The following is a 15,332-nucleotide window of genomic DNA, read 5'->3' on the forward strand; positions in this document are numbered from 1 at the left end:
TTGTATTCCTTCGGGTTTATCAGGGGTTAGCAGTCGGTCAGCGTGGAGCCAGACGAATCACCGTCGCCACCGGCGCTTAACTTGCGGCGCGGCTGCGTTTTATCTTCGGTGTGCTCCAGCGTGGTTTTGATGGTGCTGAATTGCTGCGAGGTGGCAGTGGCCTGTTCGGTCAGCGCCTTTTTGACGTCAGCGAGATCGCTTTCAAGCTGGCTGAAACGTACATCAGCGCTTTCGCCGCCGGTCTGCACCTGCTCGGCGATGGCGGTCACGGCTTCATGTACATCACCGAATCGCGCGTCGTCACTGGCCTGTTTACGGCTGAAGATGCTTTTTACGGTGTCGCTCAGACGGGTGATGATGGTGTCGGGCTGGTCTTCAAATTCCAGCGCGGCGAAGGTCGCCACAGAGAACAGATCATCAGGCTGGTCTTTCTTCCCGGCCAGTGGGTTTTGGCTGGCGCGGGAGCAGAATTGCAGGTATTCAGTACCGAGGCTCGCCGGGTCATCGGTGACCGCCAGCCCGATGAGGCCGCACTTGCCGGTGTTGGCAAAGTTCGGGCGAATTTCCATCGAGGTGTAAACCTTCTGACCTTGCGCCAGCATCGCCAGCAGGTTGTCGAGGGGGGCAATTTTGCCGAACAGTGCCAGCTTGCCGTTGAGCGCCGAATCGTCGTCGATCACTTCCGCTTTCAGCTCCACCACATCGCCATAACGGCAAAACGGACTGTCGGGGTAAATACCGCGAATATGCTCGAGGTTGATACGACAGCCATAAACGCGCGGGTCAAAGCCGTCGGCCATGTCCTGAATATCCTGCTCGCTGATATCGCGGCCATCGCAGGTATCACCGGCGACGCCGATGCGAAACCATTTCGAAATTTTTTTAGCCATTTTGTCAGGTGTCCTGAGTTGGGTTATCGGGTCGGTTGTAGTTTCCCGACTCAGCCCTTCACCAGCTACCTGTTGCGGAAGTGCACCCCCTGACACAACAGGGTGTTAGCGATTCATCCCCCCTGAATCTTTAGCCTTGCCGTGTACTTATCACGGCGAGGTTTTATGACCACCACAACCGACACATCATTACTCAGCGACCCGCGACGACAGGCCGCGCTTTTGTTCTGGCAAGGGTTCTCCGTGCCGCAAATCGCGGAGCAGTTGCAGGTAAAACGCCCCACGGTGCAGAGCTGGAAGCAGCGCGACAAATGGGAAGAGACCGCCCCGCTAAACCGGGTTGAGTTCACGCTCGAGGCGCGGCTGATTCAGCTCTATGCAAAGCCTGACCTGACGCCGCATGACTTCAAAGTCGCGGATTTTCTGGCGCGCCAGATGGAGCGCCTCGCAAGGGTTAACCGCTACGGCCAGACCGGTAACGAAGCGGATTTAAACCCGAACGTGGCCAACCGCAACAAAGGGGAAAAGAAGAAGCCGAAAAAGAATTTTTTCAGCGAAGAGGCTATCGGGAAACTCGAGGAGATTTTCCGCGACCAGTCATTCGAGTATCAGCTCGAGTGGTGGCGCGCGGGGCTGGCGCACCGCATACGGCACATTCTGAAATCCCGCCAGATTGGCGCGACGTTCTACTTTGCGCGTGAAGCGCTACTACAGGCGCTGAAGACCGGCCACAACCAGATTTTCTTATCAGCCAGTAAGACACAGGCCTACGTGTTCCGAAAATACATCATCGCCTTTGCCCGACAGGCTGGCGTCGAGCTCACCGGCGACCCGATTGTGCTCGGCAACAATGGCGCTGAGCTGATGTTTCTCGGCACCAATGCCAACACGGCGCAGAGTCACAACGGCGACCTGTATGTCGACGAAATCTTCTGGATCCCCAACTTCCAGAAACTGAAGCGCGTCGCCGGTGGCATGTCATCACAGGAGCACTTGCGCACGACCTATTTTTCGACCCCATCATCGCTGGCACACGGTGCCTATCCGTTCTGGTCGGGAGAACAGTTCAACAAGGGGCGAAATGACAAGAGCGAACGCGTCGATATCGATATCAGTCATGCTGCACTCGCGAAGGGCGTCGCTTGCCCAGACGGCCAGTGGCGGCAGATTGTCACCATCGAGGACGCGCTCGCCAAAGGATGCACCCTGTTTAACATCGATACGCTGAAGCGCGAAAACAGCGTCGAAGAGTTCCGCAACCTGTTTATGTGCGAGTTCGTCGACGACAAAGCGTCGGTATTCCCGTTCGAAGAGCTCCAGCGCTGTATGGTCGACAGTCTCGAAAAATGGGAGGACTACCAGCCCTTCGCCGACCGGCCATTCGGTCACCGCCCGGTTTGGATTGGTTACGACCCGTCATTACGGGGTGACAGCGCCGGGTGCGTCGTCATCGCGCCGCCGGTCGTCGCCGGTGGCCGGTTCCGCATCCTCGAGCGTCACCAGTGGAAAGGGATGGACTTTGCCCAACAGGCCGAATCCATTCGCGAGCTCACGCAGAAATATACCGTCGAATACATCGGCATCGATGCGACAGGGCTTGGTCAGGGCGTCTTCCAGCTCGTGCGCTCGTTCTACCCAGCCGCGCGGGAAATCCGCTACACGCCGGAAATGAAAACCGCAATGGTACTGAAAGCCAAAGACACCATTCGACGCGGTTGCCTCGAGTACGACGTCAGCGCGACCGACCTCACGCAGTCGTTTATGTCTATCCGTAAAACCATGACCAGCAGCGGCCGCAGCTCGACCTATGAGGCCAGCCGCACCGAGGAAGCCAGTCACGCTGACCTCGCATGGGCGACCATGCACGTATTAATCAATGAGCCGCTGACCGCCGCGACCGGCGAACAGTCATCCAGCATTATGGAGTGGAACTAATGAGCAAGAAACGCAACAACGCGCGCCAGCAGCCGCCGCGCAGCAAAAATCATACCGCCGCTCCGACACCGAGTATGGAGGCGTTCACCTTTGGGGAGCCGACGCCGGTACTCGATCGCCGCGACATTCTCGATTATGTGGAGTGTATCGATAACGGCCAGTGGTACGAGCCGCCGGTCAGTTTCTCCGGGCTGGCGAAGAGCATGCGCGCCGCCGTTCACCACAGCTCGCCGATTTACGTGAAGCGTAACATTCTGGTGTCGACCTACATTCCGCACCCGCTGTTATCCCGTCAGGACTTCACACGATTCGCACTCGATTATCTGGTGTTTGGTAATGCGTTTATCGAAGAGCGTCGCGGCCTGACCGGCAAACCGTTAAAACTGGAAACCTCACCGGCGAAATACACCCGCCGTGGCATCGAGGATGACGTGTACTGGTACATTCAGAGCTACACGCAGCCGCACCAGTTCAAAGCCGGTTCCGTCTTCCACCTGCTCGAGCCTGATATTAATCAGGAGCTTTACGGGATGCCGGAATATCTGAGCGCGCTCAATTCAGCCTGGCTGAATGAGTCAGCGACCCTGTTTCGCCGAAAGTATTATCAGAACGGCGCCCACGCCGGGTACATCATGTACGTGACCGATGCCGCGCAGAACAGCACCGACGTCGAGGCGCTGCGAAAGGCGATGCGCGATTCGAAAGGGCTAGGCAATTTTAAAAATCTGTTTTTCTACGCGCCCCACGGCAAACCGGACGGGATTAAAATTGTGCCGCTGAGCGAAGTCGCGACGAAGGATGATTTTTTTAATATCAAGAAAGTCAGCGCCGCTGACCTGCTCGACGCGCATCGCATCCCGTTCCAGCTCATGGGCGGCAAACCGGAGAACGTCGGCTCAGTGGGTGACGTTGAGAAGGTGGCAAAGGTCTTTGTGCGTAACGAGCTGACCCCGCTACAGGCGCGCTTCATGGAGCTTAACGAGTGGGCGGGAGAAGAGATTATCCGCTTCGAAAAATACTCGCTCGGCGACGACTGATAACCCCACCACAGCCGCCCATCGTGGCGGCTTTACCCCCACCGTACACAACGCCCTCAGAGCCACGACACGCCGTCGACGCTTCACCGCACCTCGTCACTCACCCGCGACCACGACAACGCCACTGGGACGCGCTCAGGCGCTGATAAATAAAAATAAATACCACGCTCAGCGCGCAATGCTTACCCCGCCACGCCTGCCCGCTTAAAGGGTCGCTTTTCATGCAGACGCATTATAGGGCCAGAGCCACGCCTGACATGGCATAGCTCGCGGCAAAGAATTGGAATTTTCAAATGCAAATTCATGCAGATAGAAATGCATAAGATTAAGAAGCCTAAATTTAACCTTTTGCTTAAATATTCCTTTGGAGAAATGCTCTTATTTGCTGCCTGAATGTTTCACACTCAGCAGGTTTTAATCTCTCAAGGTATTCAAAAACTCTAGTTTCATCCCAGCCGTTGTTATAGGTCTTCACTACCCCACGATAAACTTGCTTATCAAGTTTATCGTGCCCTCTAGTAGTAACTCTAGGAATCGAACTATCTTGCCCGTATGCCTCATAAAAATCTTTTTCAACGCTTTGGAAAGGTATGCATAAAATATTATCACCTCGAGCATGCCTCAAACCTACTTGATCTCCGTCCAACACAGAGATAACATTTTGCTGAGTAGTTAGAAATGTTTCCCTCTCATTACGACGCATTAAATCGATGACATTAGTCCCACCACCAACATATATTATTTTATATTCATAGAAGTAGTCATTTGCAGAAGCATTAATTATATACTCCAAGAAACTTTGCAGGACCTCATCTTCAGTAAGAATGTATTTATCCCACCCTTTAAATCCAAAAAGTGTACTTTTTATGAAATTATATGAACGATTTGTAATAGTTGTGCCAGCATCACTCTCGCACATATAGTATAATTCATCATCATTCAACGTTTGCATTAAAGCAAGTGAATGCGTTGTGAATACAATATTCACCGAGTGCCTCTGACAATACTCCCTTAGCACTGCTATAAGATGGACTTGAGCAGATGAGTCTAGTGATATATCAATTTCATCAATAACAATAAATTTTCTTTTGAGCTCAATCATTCTAAATAAATTTAAAATAAAATACTCGCCAGAACTGAAGTAATCCTCTCTTATATATGTCCCATTATCATTCAATCTGAAGTAGAAAGTTTCATTTTTTACAGAAAATGACTTAAGATTATTATATGATAAAGACTGATAAACCTCACTAAATATATTTATCAAGTCTTCAGGAACACTATAACTTTCAAACGCAATACTTTTTCTAAGTTCTGAATCAATTTTACTAAGTATTGGAAAGTTATTAAATCTCATCCCATGCGGAATCGGTAACTCAACATAAAGATTAGTTTTTATCTCTGTTGGGATTATTTGCTTGGTATCAATTATTTTTAATCTTTCATCATAGACATATGTTATATCATTATCATTGATATTATATACAATACTACTATCAGGATTGAATATGTATCTTGAAGACGTCTTTAGGAATGTATCTGCAGACTGTAAATTTTTAATTGCCTTGATTAGCGTTGTCTTTCCAGCACCGTTCTTACCTACAATACAAGTCAGTTTATTTTCAGAAAGATCAATATCAAATGACATATATTCAACATGCTGAATTTTCGAGATCTCAATCTTTATTTTCATTTTTAATTTACATTCTTGTAAAAAAACATATCAACAATCGTATTGCCGTATTTTTTCTTAAGCTTATCGAGGTAAGTCTTATCAATTGTATTTATATGATTCAAAAGACCAGAAACAGTATTAACGCCCTTTTCTAGGATTTCGCTATCATTCAACCCACTAGTTTTAACCTTTGAGTCTTTCAATATAGAATCGATAAATTTATCTTTGTCTGTTATATAAAAATGAATTAAATGCTCAAGCTTTCTCTTTACTTTAATGTCAACAGAGACTTTCTGAGAAGGTAAAACTACCATCCCTAACAGTTTTATTTTATTGCCTTTTTTTATCAGCTTTGTTTTTACTGGATTTAACCTGAAATGTCCCCGCCCAAAAACCTCAAGAAAACCAGCCACAATAAGATTAATATCATCAAAACCCTCATCATTTTCAGAAGAGATGATAATATCATCTGAGTAGCGCGTGAATACATACCCTTTCTCAACGCAATATTGCTGCATCGCAACATCAAATTCGTACAGACACGCATTACTTAAGGCTGGTGATGTCGGAAAACCGACAGGTAAGGAGTTATCGATAATTACATAATCTAATATTTTATCTAAGTGAACATTTAAATCAGATATAGGAATGTTTAACAAATTATTTACTAAAACCGATCGCGCATATTCACGTGTTATGGAAGGGAAAAAACTTTTGATATCCGTATTGAAGAATACTTTACTTTTAGCGTGAAGTATTACTGCATCATAAGTACTACTGCCTTTTCTATACGAAAATACAACATCCTTATTTACCCTTAAGTAAGATAGAACGAATTCATTTATAAATTTGTGATACTCTTTTAGTTTAGAGCTAGGCTCAGCAATTAATCTTTCATCAAATGACGAAAATTTAGTTTGTCTAAATGGTTCAAATGAAAGAAAATTCTGAAAGGAATCTTTGTCGAAGAATGCGATATTGAAGGCTTTTTCGAGGCTAAGGGGTTTCATCGTTAACTGGGCTTTTGTTTTTTTGAGTTGAATGGATTCTAAGATGAATGCTTTAACTCTTAGTGGTTTCTCACCCCAGATACCCTCACTTTTCAGGCCTTACTTCTTGTACATACCTTCTCTCGAGAAGAAGGCAGTACAAGAGCAACACTATATCAAGGCCTGTAGAGGCCAACATTAATGACTGGAGATACTCCTAGTCGTTGGCATGAAAATACTTTAAACCAGATGATGAGTATTTACAACATCTCAAGCAATCGGACATCGCTCAAATCAAAGTTAAATTCACAAAAAAAACTAACCATTTGATTTTTTTATAATTATTTAACCACACTCATGATTCAAGCATTCGTCTTTGATCGGGTAAACAAATTTTCTAACGCCATAAATCACTGTTGCCCCACGCGACAGCACGTCGAGTTCCCACCATTCCGGGGTAATCCCCTCCTGAGCCAAATCAAAACTAATTTTTGTAACTCGCTCCCTTTCGGTTTTAGTCATCCTAGCGTATGACGCTTGTTCTCTGGTTTTCAGCGGCACATTGCTTCTTTGCTGGCGATTTTTAAGTTGTGTGTCAGCTTTTAACACGCCGTTAAGCACCTTCACGACGTCTGGCTCATTCCAGCCGATAACCCCGCGCTCAATCAGATCTAACACCACTGCGGCTTGCTCAGACGGTGTCGGGGTCATAACCGGATCACCACCGCCAGTGAGCTTTCCACAGTTATTGACAGGACTCCGAGGCGCGGCGATGCCGCTTTTTAAAGTCAAAGGCTCAACGGCAACGGCCTTTGGAACGATGCGCCATTCGGATGTGCGGGTGATTCGAATATGACCAGCGCCAAGATGCGGGGCGTAAATACCGACGACTCTCTCGATATCTTCCTCATACTCGTTAACCTCATCTGAAGTGGTGCGCGCGACCCTGACCGTCTGGTCGTCGCGTGGGACATTCGCGCCACCCTGTGCGGCGATATATAAATCAAACTCCCCTTCATCAGCAGCATGTCGAGCCGCTTCGACACGGTCGTCAAAGTCGCTGGCAATGCTGACGCCGCGCGGCAGCTTGCGGAGCTCGCGATATGCGCCCATCGTCGGGAGGCCAATCGTCTTAAACTGAGGGATGCGCCATGTCGACGCCCATGCGGTGACCGCCGAAGCTGTATCTTTAAGGGGTTTTCCGGTATCGGTATCGAGCTGGCCGTCGAGCGCATAGCCGTCGATATTCTTAGCGATGTATTTCGCGATGTAGCCAGCAGCGCCGCCTTTGTTGAGATGCTTCGCCTCGAAGCGATTGCGTGCCGCGCCGCGCTCGTGTCCATCTTCTTTCATCGCATAGCGACGCATAATGTCGGTAATCTGCTTACGCTGGCTGCGCTTGCAAAACAGCATCATATGCCAGTGGGGAGTTGCGTCGTGATGGGGCTCAACAACGCGCATCCCGTACACCTGCAAATCATTATCTTTGAACGCTGTGCGCATCTTGCTCCAGATGCCGCATAAATAGCGCTGACCATCTTTCGGCGTGTATGCCCCATCATTCCAGCCATGATTAAGCTGTACGGTTTTATTCTCACCTTTTCCGACCTGACGGGTCGGGTGATATTTTGACGGCGTGGTGATCGTGATAAACATGCCTACATCACCCACTGAAGCGGCGTAACGCTCAATCCCGGCGATAGTATTCATCAGCTCCATACGACGAATTTCAGGATTCGAAATACTCCCCATAACCTTACTAATCAGGTCGATACGCTCGCCGGTTGCCTTGTTCTCGAGTTCACATGATTTGAGGTATTCCAGATTAGCCAGGCGGCGCGCGTGAACATCCCGAATCGCTGTTTTGCTAGCGTACGGAGAACGGTCTTTATTGACCTCACCGGCGGCAATCAGCAGGGACTCGCGCCAGCGCATGCGCTGGGCTTTAAGCTGGCTAACCCACCACTCGTTATTCATCATGCGCGCGATGGCTGAGTAGGCCATACGGATGGTCATTTGACCTTTCCGGTATTTCTTCCAGTACATCGGGGTGATGTTAAGTGCGCGCACTGCTTGAGCTAGTTCGCCATAGAAATGAGATTGAGCCTCATCAGTAAACAGCACCTCTTTGCTCCCGTATGCCTCGGCATATTCATCACTCAGTTCCTCATACGCCATGAAAAGCTGTGCTGACAAACGTGCGGCGAATTTCTTCAGCACTTTGTCATTCATGCCCGGCAACGTTTCGAATTCGTCACGCTCGGATAAGAGGCGAATTGATTTACTGGTGTCCATCCCGTACACCTGATTAACACGCTCGAGGCGCGGCCAGAGCCGTTCCTCAAATGTTTTTTTCAGGTAGAACAGGCCATGCACCGGGCTTTTAGTCCGGCGAATGTAGTTATAACGTGAGGTAAAATGCGAGCTCAGGAAGAACGGCAGACGGTCAATATTGAATAAAACCGCTTGCACCTGACGGAATTCGGCACGTGTAAGAGGTCTGTCGCGACCGATGGCCGCTTTTGGTTTATTCCATGGGAAAGCGCCGGTGAATGGCTCACCGGCAGTTTTCAAAAATGGTGGTGGCGAAGGGGCAACGCGCCCCTGTTTCTCAACGGCCATCGTTACAGAAAGCCGCCTGACACTGTTCGGCCAGGCGCTCAACCTGCACGGCCAGCGATTCAAGCGAGGTCGAGTCGCCGGTCAGAATTGAGTGATGGAGTAAACCAGAAACCAGCTGGCTTAATTTTGGATAGTAACCGACAGTACTCAGCCACTCTTTCCCAGCATTTTTCCCAGATTTGGCAATTTTCTTTTCCTGTAGAATAAACTGAAACTGGTCGCTGGTAATTACGAATTTATTATCAATAACAATATGAATGCTCATGCCGTCCCTTATTAAGAATTCAAAATAGAGTTGTGAAGTTTTGCGGACTCTTGACCTAACAACTCGATAATTTCCGTCCGATTCATTTCAGACTTACAAATGTGAGCTATCAGAGAATCAAGCGCCGACGCGAAACGAGTTGCCGTAACTAGCTGCGCATCGACAGTGGCCTGTGCGAACAGCTCTTTTAAATTGCTGTGAGGTACCGATATTTGCTTTTCCATTCACCTAGCTCCAGACAAAAAGATGCCCCGCACAATTAAGTGCGTAAATTATTTATCTAGTCAATTAATGCAAATATTGTTCAGGCTTTACTGATGTTAATATTGTTGGTGCGTTTTCAAATAACGCCATTAATTCACGCAGCGCGCGTAATAGCTGCTCACGCCAATAACATGACGCCTCATCGGTGCGCCAAATGGGCTGATTGAATTCTTTTTCAGTTAATCCGGCATGCATGAAAAGCGCGCGGCGCTGGCTAACTGTCATGCGTCCGACAAACGTTGAAGCACTTGCCCCCATCTGACGAGATTTTGAAAACGTATTACGCAGCTCATCAATCGCGTTAATCAAGCGCTCGCGATCTGCGTCGTTCATTTCCTCGAGGCGCATATTTGCGTGGCGCTGTTTTAACTGAGCGTGAAAGCAAATAGTCAGTCGCTCGCGTTCCATCATCTGGTTATAGAAATCACATGTATCAGACCAGCGAGGCGCAGCCAGATACTTTCCAATCAAGCCGCGCAGAGCTGCGGGTTGTTTCTCGACAATTCCGATGGTCATCACTGGCATTTGGTCACCCCTAAAAAACGGAGAAAGGCAGAAACACGGCTGATTTTACGAGAGCGAATGATGATGCCCTTACGCCCCCGGCCATGCGTAATAGTAAAATTGATATGGTTTTCGCCCTGCTGATTACGTAGTAATTGAGCAATGCAACGAGGTTCTGTCATATCAGCCACCTAACCCCAACCACATCAACCACCCTTCCCTAATTTCCTTCGGACGGCTTTCATAGGCCAGTTTCATGCCGTTATTCCACGCTGGGAGGTAAATCCAGTATTCACCGGCACGCCCTGATGTAGATTGCGGGTCGGTCATCTCAACAACAGGTAACTTGCCCTTTTCAATCATTCCTTTCACCGCCGCCGGTGTTTTACCGATGAGTTTTGCGAACTCTTGGTAAGGGACGGCATCAGTTGCGCTTACAAGCTGTCTGCTCATCTGCTACATTCTCCGTTAGTGTTAATAGTTGCTCTTAATGGCTAATAATTGCCACTTTGGAGCAACTCCCTTTAAATTATAACGACTCCTTGAGTCGCAAATTAACGCAATCGGAGTAATTGTGTCAATAGACGTATCTGAGAAAATCAAACTCATTAGAGAGTCAGAAAGGTTGAATCGTAGAGAGTTCAGCGACTTAACCGGCGTTCCTTATAGTTCTTTGGGTAGTTACGAAAGCCGCTCTAAAAACGCTGGCGTTGAATCCATCATGAAGATTTTGCAGCATCCCCGGTTTACCAAGTACACGCTGTGGTTTATGACCGATCAGATTGCTCCTGAGGCCGGGCAGATTGCACCGGCACTCGCACACTTTGGGCAAGATGTAACAACATCGCAGCACTCAGACCAAAAGACTGGTTAACTATTCACCGTGCGTATATTTATTACAAAATTTGTTTACTTGTTGCCAAACATGACAAATACAACAAATTTGCTAGAGATACGCGCAAAGACAACATAACAGCAGTAAAGAAAAAACAACTTATCGCCATTCGTCCGGGGGTCTTATGACAATTAAGAAACTCGATGATGGTCGTTATGAAGTGGACATTAGACCTAGCGGACGCAACGGAAAACGCATCCGCAGGAAGTTTGACAAGAAAAGCGAGGCGGTAGCCTTTGAGAAGCACACGCAATACAACCACCATAACAAGGATTGGTTAGCGAAGCCGACCGATAAGAGGCACCTTTCCGAGTTGATTCAAATCTGGTGGGAACTCAAGGCCAAGCACGAGGAATGGGGAAAGTATAATCGTGGAAAGGTCGAGAAATTCGCGGTGATAACCGGCGATCCGTGCGCGTTCCAGATTACAAAGACGGTAATTAGCCAGTATGTTGCAGCGCGGCGAGGTGAAGGTGTTAAGCCATCTACCATCAATCGGGATCTGACATGTATCAGCGGAATGTTTACCGCTCTGATTGATGCAGAGTTATACCATGGTGAGCACCCGATAAGAGGCCGTAAACGACTCAAGGAAGAGAAGCCCGAAACGGGCTATTTAACCAACGAGGAAATTACCGCCCTCTTCTCACAGCTCGAAGGTGACAATAAAAAAATAGCGGTTCTTTGCCTTAGCACGGGCGCGAGATGGGGTGAAGCGGCAAAACTAAAAGCCGAGCACATCATCCATAATCGGGTGACGTTTGTTAAAACCAAAACGAACAAACCCCGAACGGTGCCAGTATCAGCAGAAGTATGTGAAGTGCTTACCAGCGTGAAACGCGGCTTCCTGTTCCCGAATGCTGATTACACGTTGTTCCGGCAGGTACTGAAAGAGGTAAAGCCCGACCTACCAACAGGACAGGCGACCCATGCTCTACGGCACAGTTTTGCCACGCATTTCATGATTAACGGAGGAAGCATTATCACGCTACAAAGAATACTCGGTCACGCGCGCATAGAGCAGACAATGGTCTACGCGCACTTCGCGCCAGAGTATTTACAAGATGCCGTAACACTCAATCCGTTAAAGGGCGGCATTGAACCCGAAAACGTCCACACAGTGTCCACACTCGGGTGATTTATAGCGGCTTTCAGTGGCTTTATGTGGTGTTCTAACCCGCATTACACCGCTGAAAGCCCATATATCAAAGGGCTACCAACGCCCCCGATGGGGCTTTTTTTTATCTGTAATAAGAAGCAGATAACCTCCCGTTACATACGTTTTAGCCACAGAGTGCTTACGTTATGGATACATAATGTATAAAATTTAGTGAGTCTGGACGTCATTTAGGCTCAAATACCACCATTCACGCTATCGTAGGGACTCTCGTTTTCATGTCAGATATTATTCTTGCCCGGGTATCGCAGACACTTGCCACTGAACAATCTTTGGAAAGCCTTGTTCGCCAGCTGCTTGAGATGCTTGAGTTGGTGACCAATATGGAGTCCACCTATCTGACGAAAATTGATACTCAGGCCGACCTGCAGCACATCGTTTATTCGCGCAACAGCGGCGGGATGAACATCCCGGAAAACCTCTCCGTTCCCTGGGGCGATACCCTATGTAAGCGCGCGATGGACGACGGCTGTTTTTACAGCGACCACGTACCGGAACAATGGGCCGACTGCGATGCGGCAAAAGCGCTGGGGATCACCACCTTCCTCAGCACGCCTATCCATCTGACCGATGGTTCCCTGTACGGCACGCTGTGCGCGACCAGCACTCAGCAAAAGCCACTTAGCTTCAATAGCGAACACGTGCTGCAGCTGTTTGCCAGCATCATTGCCCGCTATATCGAGAAAGAGTCGCTGGTTTCACAGCTTCAGGAAGCCAACGCGGCGCTGATTTATCACTCCTACACCGACGCGCTGACCGGCCTACCGAACCGCCGCGCAGTGTTTGAAAATCTGGAGATGTTGTTCTCCCTTGCCCGGCATCTGAACCATTCGGTGTTGCTGGCGTTTATCGACCTCGATAAATTTAAGATGATCAACGACTGCTACGGCCACCAGGCGGGCGATGCGTTTTTACAGCAGGTGGGTCAGCGGCTAAAGCTTGGCATCTCAGCCGACGACCAGCTTGGCAGGCTGGGGGGCGATGAATTTATGGTCGCCACCCTTGCCCGCGCCACGGTACAACTTGAGCAGTTTGCCGAAACGCTGCGTCAGCTATTAGTTGGCGATTATCTGCTCGGCGACACGCTGATTCACTATCCTGGTGCCAGCATCGGTGCCATCGTGGTTGACCCAAACCTGATGGACCCTGACAGCGCGCTTCGCGCCGCCGACAGTGAAATGTATCAGGATAAAAAATTCCGTCATCGCCCGGAAATTAGCGCCCAACGGGTTGAATAATTACAGTATCATACGCACTGTTTTGGATAAAATTCAGGATGTCACAATGAGATTGGGTATCGCCTTCCCCATCGTTATCTTTATTATCGCCGTGATCTTTCTGGCCTGGTTTTTTATAGGCGGTTACGCACTGCCGGGAGGAGCACAATGAGAAAGACCACGATTATTATGCTGATCATTGCCGTTATTACCGTCGTGGGCGTCCAGCTCGGCTGGTGGTAAATCGGAGATAAGCCGCGCACCTGCCCGGCTTATCGCCTCTCACCACTGCGTTTTTTCATCTGATACATCTCTTCGTCGGCCTGTTGGATTGCCGCATCCAGCGTCGTGACGCACGGCGCCACGCCCCAGGATACCGATAGCGGCACTGGCTGCCCCTGCGGGCTGAACGGGAACACGGCAATTTTTGCAGCAATCCGTTCGGCGACCATATGCGCATGGGCAATATCCGTCCGGCTCAGCAACACCACAAACTCATCGCCGCCGCTGCGAATCACCCAATCACCGTTCGCCCGAACATCGCTCAGCATGCACTGCGAGATGACCTGTAGCGCCCGGTCTCCCGCCTGATGACCATAGTTATCGTTGATCGCCTTAAACTTATTGCTGTCAAACAGAATGACCGTCATAAAGGGCAGCCCGCGATCCTGAATAAGCGCAAAAATATTGCGCGTAAAGCAGCCGGTTAGCGGGTCACGGTAAAAACGCAGGTCAGCGTGGTTGAGGTGATAACGAATCAGCAGGAACAGTAAAAGCAGCAGCACCGGCGCCATCGCCAGAATAGCCAGCGCATAAGGGTTGTGCGTAATAAACAACCACACCGGTAGCGCGTATTTAATTTCATAGCGCAATGAGACCGTATGAATACGATAGCTATCCAGCCAGCGACAGTTACCGACAATGCACAACACTTCTCCGCTTTCGCGGCTTTGATAGCCCAGAATCAGCCCCGGCGGCACCTGTTGGTTAAACGCCTGATTCAGCATCCGCAGTAGCTCGACCCGCGAGAGGTCGTAGGCCAGATAGCCGATAATATGATTACTGGGTTCACCTTCGGAGAGATCGTAGATATAGCTCACCACGCTGTAAGCCTTCTCGCCGGTAATTTTGTCGGCATAAAAGGTGGTGGCGCTAAGGGATTTTTTATGAATGCTCTTTTGCAGCACCCGGTCGTAGAACATTTCCGGTTCGTGGAAGAACTGGCTCGGGTCATGCGCCATCTGCGAGCTTTCAAAGCTAAATGGTACAGAGTCTGCGGGAATAAACCAATAAAACCAACGGCCATCGCTGGCAATAATATAGCGGTGGGTATCGTGCTGCTCCGGGTTAAGCGCCCGAACTTTATCCCGGATATATTCAGCAGCCACATAGATGCAGCGAGCACTGCGCTCGGGGCTGCGGGCAATCAGCGCGCCATGTTGGTTATCGATGTTTTTTGGGTCGGCGTTAATTCCCCAGGCATCACCACGGGGCTTAAAAACATCGGCATCACCGCACATATAGTGGCGGCTGATCTGCTGATAACGTACGCCTGCGGCTTCCGCCATCAGCTCGTTATCGTTAAACATCGTGACCATCTGGTTTTGCAGTTCGTGAATCCCTTCGTTTACCTGCGATAGCGTTCGCTGGTACAACAGGAAAACGGCAAGGCAGACAAGCAGGCAGGTGACTACCGCTGAGGCCAGCAGAGACTGCTTTTTACGCAAACTATCCTGAATGATTCTCACTGACACCCCGTACGGATGGGTTAATTCCCTGAAACGCCACCCGCGCAGTTAGCCACAGCGTCACGGTACGTTTTCAATACGTATCAGATCATTATGGTCGAGAACTTTCGCAAG

Annotated in this window: 15 protein-coding genes; 6 read left to right on the forward strand and 9 right to left on the reverse strand. The window is 49.2% G+C overall.

The annotated features are described in order from the left end of the window. Positions 1–26: 26 nt before the first annotated feature. Complete coding sequence (locus V6944_RS07535) at positions 27–890, reverse strand: GPO family capsid scaffolding protein (protein WP_333498489.1); 864 nt, start codon at positions 888–890, stop codon at positions 27–29. Between the two features lie 165 nt (positions 891–1,055). Here V6944_RS07535 and V6944_RS07540 point away from each other — a divergent pair, with 165 nt between their 5' ends. Together V6944_RS07540 and V6944_RS07545 are read left to right on the forward strand one after the other, a co-directional pair. Beyond that, complete coding sequence (locus V6944_RS07540) at positions 1,056–2,825, forward strand: terminase ATPase subunit family protein (protein ID WP_333498617.1); 1,770 nt, start codon at positions 1,056–1,058, stop codon at positions 2,823–2,825. Next, entirely contained in the window at positions 2,825–3,862 is a 1,038-nt protein-coding gene (locus V6944_RS07545) for a phage portal protein (RefSeq protein ID WP_333498490.1), read from the forward strand. The genes V6944_RS07540 and V6944_RS07545 overlap by 1 nt, the downstream gene beginning before the upstream one ends. 352 nt (positions 3,863–4,214) lie before the next feature. Here the strand turns inward: V6944_RS07545 and V6944_RS07550 are convergent, their stop codons facing one another. The 7 genes from V6944_RS07550 to V6944_RS07580 all read right to left on the reverse strand — a co-directional run bounded on the left by V6944_RS07550 (position 4,215) and on the right by V6944_RS07580 (position 10,634). Then, the gene (locus tag V6944_RS07550; RefSeq protein ID WP_333498491.1) at positions 4,215–5,555 is read right to left on the reverse strand and encodes an AAA family ATPase; all 1,341 of its coding nucleotides are present in this window, start codon (positions 5,553–5,555) and stop codon (positions 4,215–4,217) included. A 2-nt stretch (positions 5,556–5,557) separates the two neighbouring features. Then, positions 5,558–6,547, reverse strand: a complete 990-nt coding sequence (locus V6944_RS07555; protein WP_333498492.1) for a reverse transcriptase family protein — start codon at positions 6,545–6,547, stop codon at positions 5,558–5,560. 324 nt (positions 6,548–6,871) lie between these two features. Next, complete coding sequence (locus tag V6944_RS07560) at positions 6,872–9,148, reverse strand: replication endonuclease (protein WP_333498493.1); 2,277 nt, start codon at positions 9,146–9,148, stop codon at positions 6,872–6,874. Next, positions 9,138–9,413: a DUF5405 family protein gene (locus tag V6944_RS07565; RefSeq protein WP_333498494.1), complete on the reverse strand. Its 276-nt coding sequence runs from the start codon at positions 9,411–9,413 to the stop codon at positions 9,138–9,140. The genes V6944_RS07560 and V6944_RS07565 overlap by 11 nt, the downstream gene beginning before the upstream one ends. 11 nt (positions 9,414–9,424) lie before the next feature. Continuing rightward, positions 9,425–9,637, reverse strand: coding sequence for a DUF2732 family protein (locus V6944_RS07570; RefSeq protein ID WP_333498495.1), 213 nt, complete (start codon positions 9,635–9,637; stop codon positions 9,425–9,427). A 64-nt stretch (positions 9,638–9,701) separates the two neighbouring features. Further along, the gene (locus V6944_RS07575; RefSeq protein ID WP_333498496.1) at positions 9,702–10,202 is read right to left on the reverse strand and encodes a replication protein B; all 501 of its coding nucleotides are present in this window, start codon (positions 10,200–10,202) and stop codon (positions 9,702–9,704) included. Positions 10,203–10,364: 162 nt separating this feature from the next. Next, a complete protein-coding gene (locus V6944_RS07580; protein WP_333498497.1) occupies positions 10,365–10,634 on the reverse strand; it encodes a regulatory phage cox family protein in 270 nt (89 codons plus the stop codon). A gap of 121 nt (positions 10,635–10,755) precedes the next feature. Here V6944_RS07580 and V6944_RS07585 point away from each other — a divergent pair, with 121 nt between their 5' ends. The 4 genes from V6944_RS07585 (at position 10,756) to V6944_RS07600 (ending at position 13,642) form a co-directional block, all read left to right on the forward strand. Beyond that, the gene (locus tag V6944_RS07585) at positions 10,756–11,055 is read left to right on the forward strand and encodes a helix-turn-helix domain-containing protein (RefSeq protein WP_333498498.1); all 300 of its coding nucleotides are present in this window, start codon (positions 10,756–10,758) and stop codon (positions 11,053–11,055) included. 145 nt (positions 11,056–11,200) lie between these two features. Then, entirely contained in the window at positions 11,201–12,214 is a 1,014-nt protein-coding gene (locus tag V6944_RS07590) for a phage integrase (protein WP_333498499.1), read from the forward strand. 257 nt (positions 12,215–12,471) lie between these two features. Next, the gene (locus V6944_RS07595) at positions 12,472–13,491 is read left to right on the forward strand and encodes a sensor domain-containing diguanylate cyclase (RefSeq protein WP_333498500.1); all 1,020 of its coding nucleotides are present in this window, start codon (positions 12,472–12,474) and stop codon (positions 13,489–13,491) included. Positions 13,492–13,537: 46 nt separating this feature from the next. Then, positions 13,538–13,642, forward strand: coding sequence for a YoaK family small membrane protein (locus V6944_RS07600; protein ID WP_035897158.1), 105 nt, complete (start codon positions 13,538–13,540; stop codon positions 13,640–13,642). 100 nt (positions 13,643–13,742) lie between these two features. On the opposite strand, the gene V6944_RS07605 is transcribed toward V6944_RS07600, so the two are convergent. Further along, a complete protein-coding gene (locus tag V6944_RS07605) occupies positions 13,743–15,218 on the reverse strand; it encodes a GGDEF domain-containing protein (protein ID WP_333498501.1) in 1,476 nt (491 codons plus the stop codon). Positions 15,219–15,332: the final 114 nt, after the last annotated feature.

This window comes from Kluyvera sp. CHPC 1.2972 (assembly GCF_036759925.1).
In the GTDB taxonomy this organism is placed as follows: Bacteria; Pseudomonadota; Gammaproteobacteria; order Enterobacterales; family Enterobacteriaceae; genus Kluyvera.

What these genes read in the sequence shown, in the direction of transcription:
- V6944_RS07535 (WP_333498489.1), bottom strand. Translation starts at nt 890, where the DNA reads ATGGCTAAAAAAATTTCGAAATGGTTTCGCATCGGCGTCGCCGGTGAT.
- V6944_RS07540 (WP_333498617.1), top strand. Translation starts at nt 1,056, where the DNA reads ATGACCACCACAACCGACACATCATTACTCAGCGACCCGCGACGACAG.
- V6944_RS07545 (WP_333498490.1), top strand. Translation starts at nt 2,825, where the DNA reads ATGAGCAAGAAACGCAACAACGCGCGCCAGCAGCCGCCGCGCAGCAAA.
- V6944_RS07550 (WP_333498491.1), bottom strand. Translation starts at nt 5,555, where the DNA reads ATGAAAATAAAGATTGAGATCTCGAAAATTCAGCATGTTGAATATATG.
- V6944_RS07555 (WP_333498492.1), bottom strand. Translation starts at nt 6,547, where the DNA reads ATGAAACCCCTTAGCCTCGAAAAAGCCTTCAATATCGCATTCTTCGAC.
- V6944_RS07560 (WP_333498493.1), bottom strand. Translation starts at nt 9,148, where the DNA reads ATGGCCGTTGAGAAACAGGGGCGCGTTGCCCCTTCGCCACCACCATTT.
- V6944_RS07565 (WP_333498494.1), bottom strand. Translation starts at nt 9,413, where the DNA reads ATGAGCATTCATATTGTTATTGATAATAAATTCGTAATTACCAGCGAC.
- V6944_RS07570 (WP_333498495.1), bottom strand. Translation starts at nt 9,637, where the DNA reads ATGGAAAAGCAAATATCGGTACCTCACAGCAATTTAAAAGAGCTGTTC.
- V6944_RS07575 (WP_333498496.1), bottom strand. Translation starts at nt 10,202, where the DNA reads ATGCCAGTGATGACCATCGGAATTGTCGAGAAACAACCCGCAGCTCTG.
- V6944_RS07580 (WP_333498497.1), bottom strand. Translation starts at nt 10,634, where the DNA reads ATGAGCAGACAGCTTGTAAGCGCAACTGATGCCGTCCCTTACCAAGAG.
- V6944_RS07590 (WP_333498499.1), top strand. Translation starts at nt 11,201, where the DNA reads ATGACAATTAAGAAACTCGATGATGGTCGTTATGAAGTGGACATTAGA.
- V6944_RS07595 (WP_333498500.1), top strand. Translation starts at nt 12,472, where the DNA reads ATGTCAGATATTATTCTTGCCCGGGTATCGCAGACACTTGCCACTGAA.
- V6944_RS07600 (WP_035897158.1), top strand. Translation starts at nt 13,538, where the DNA reads ATGAGATTGGGTATCGCCTTCCCCATCGTTATCTTTATTATCGCCGTG.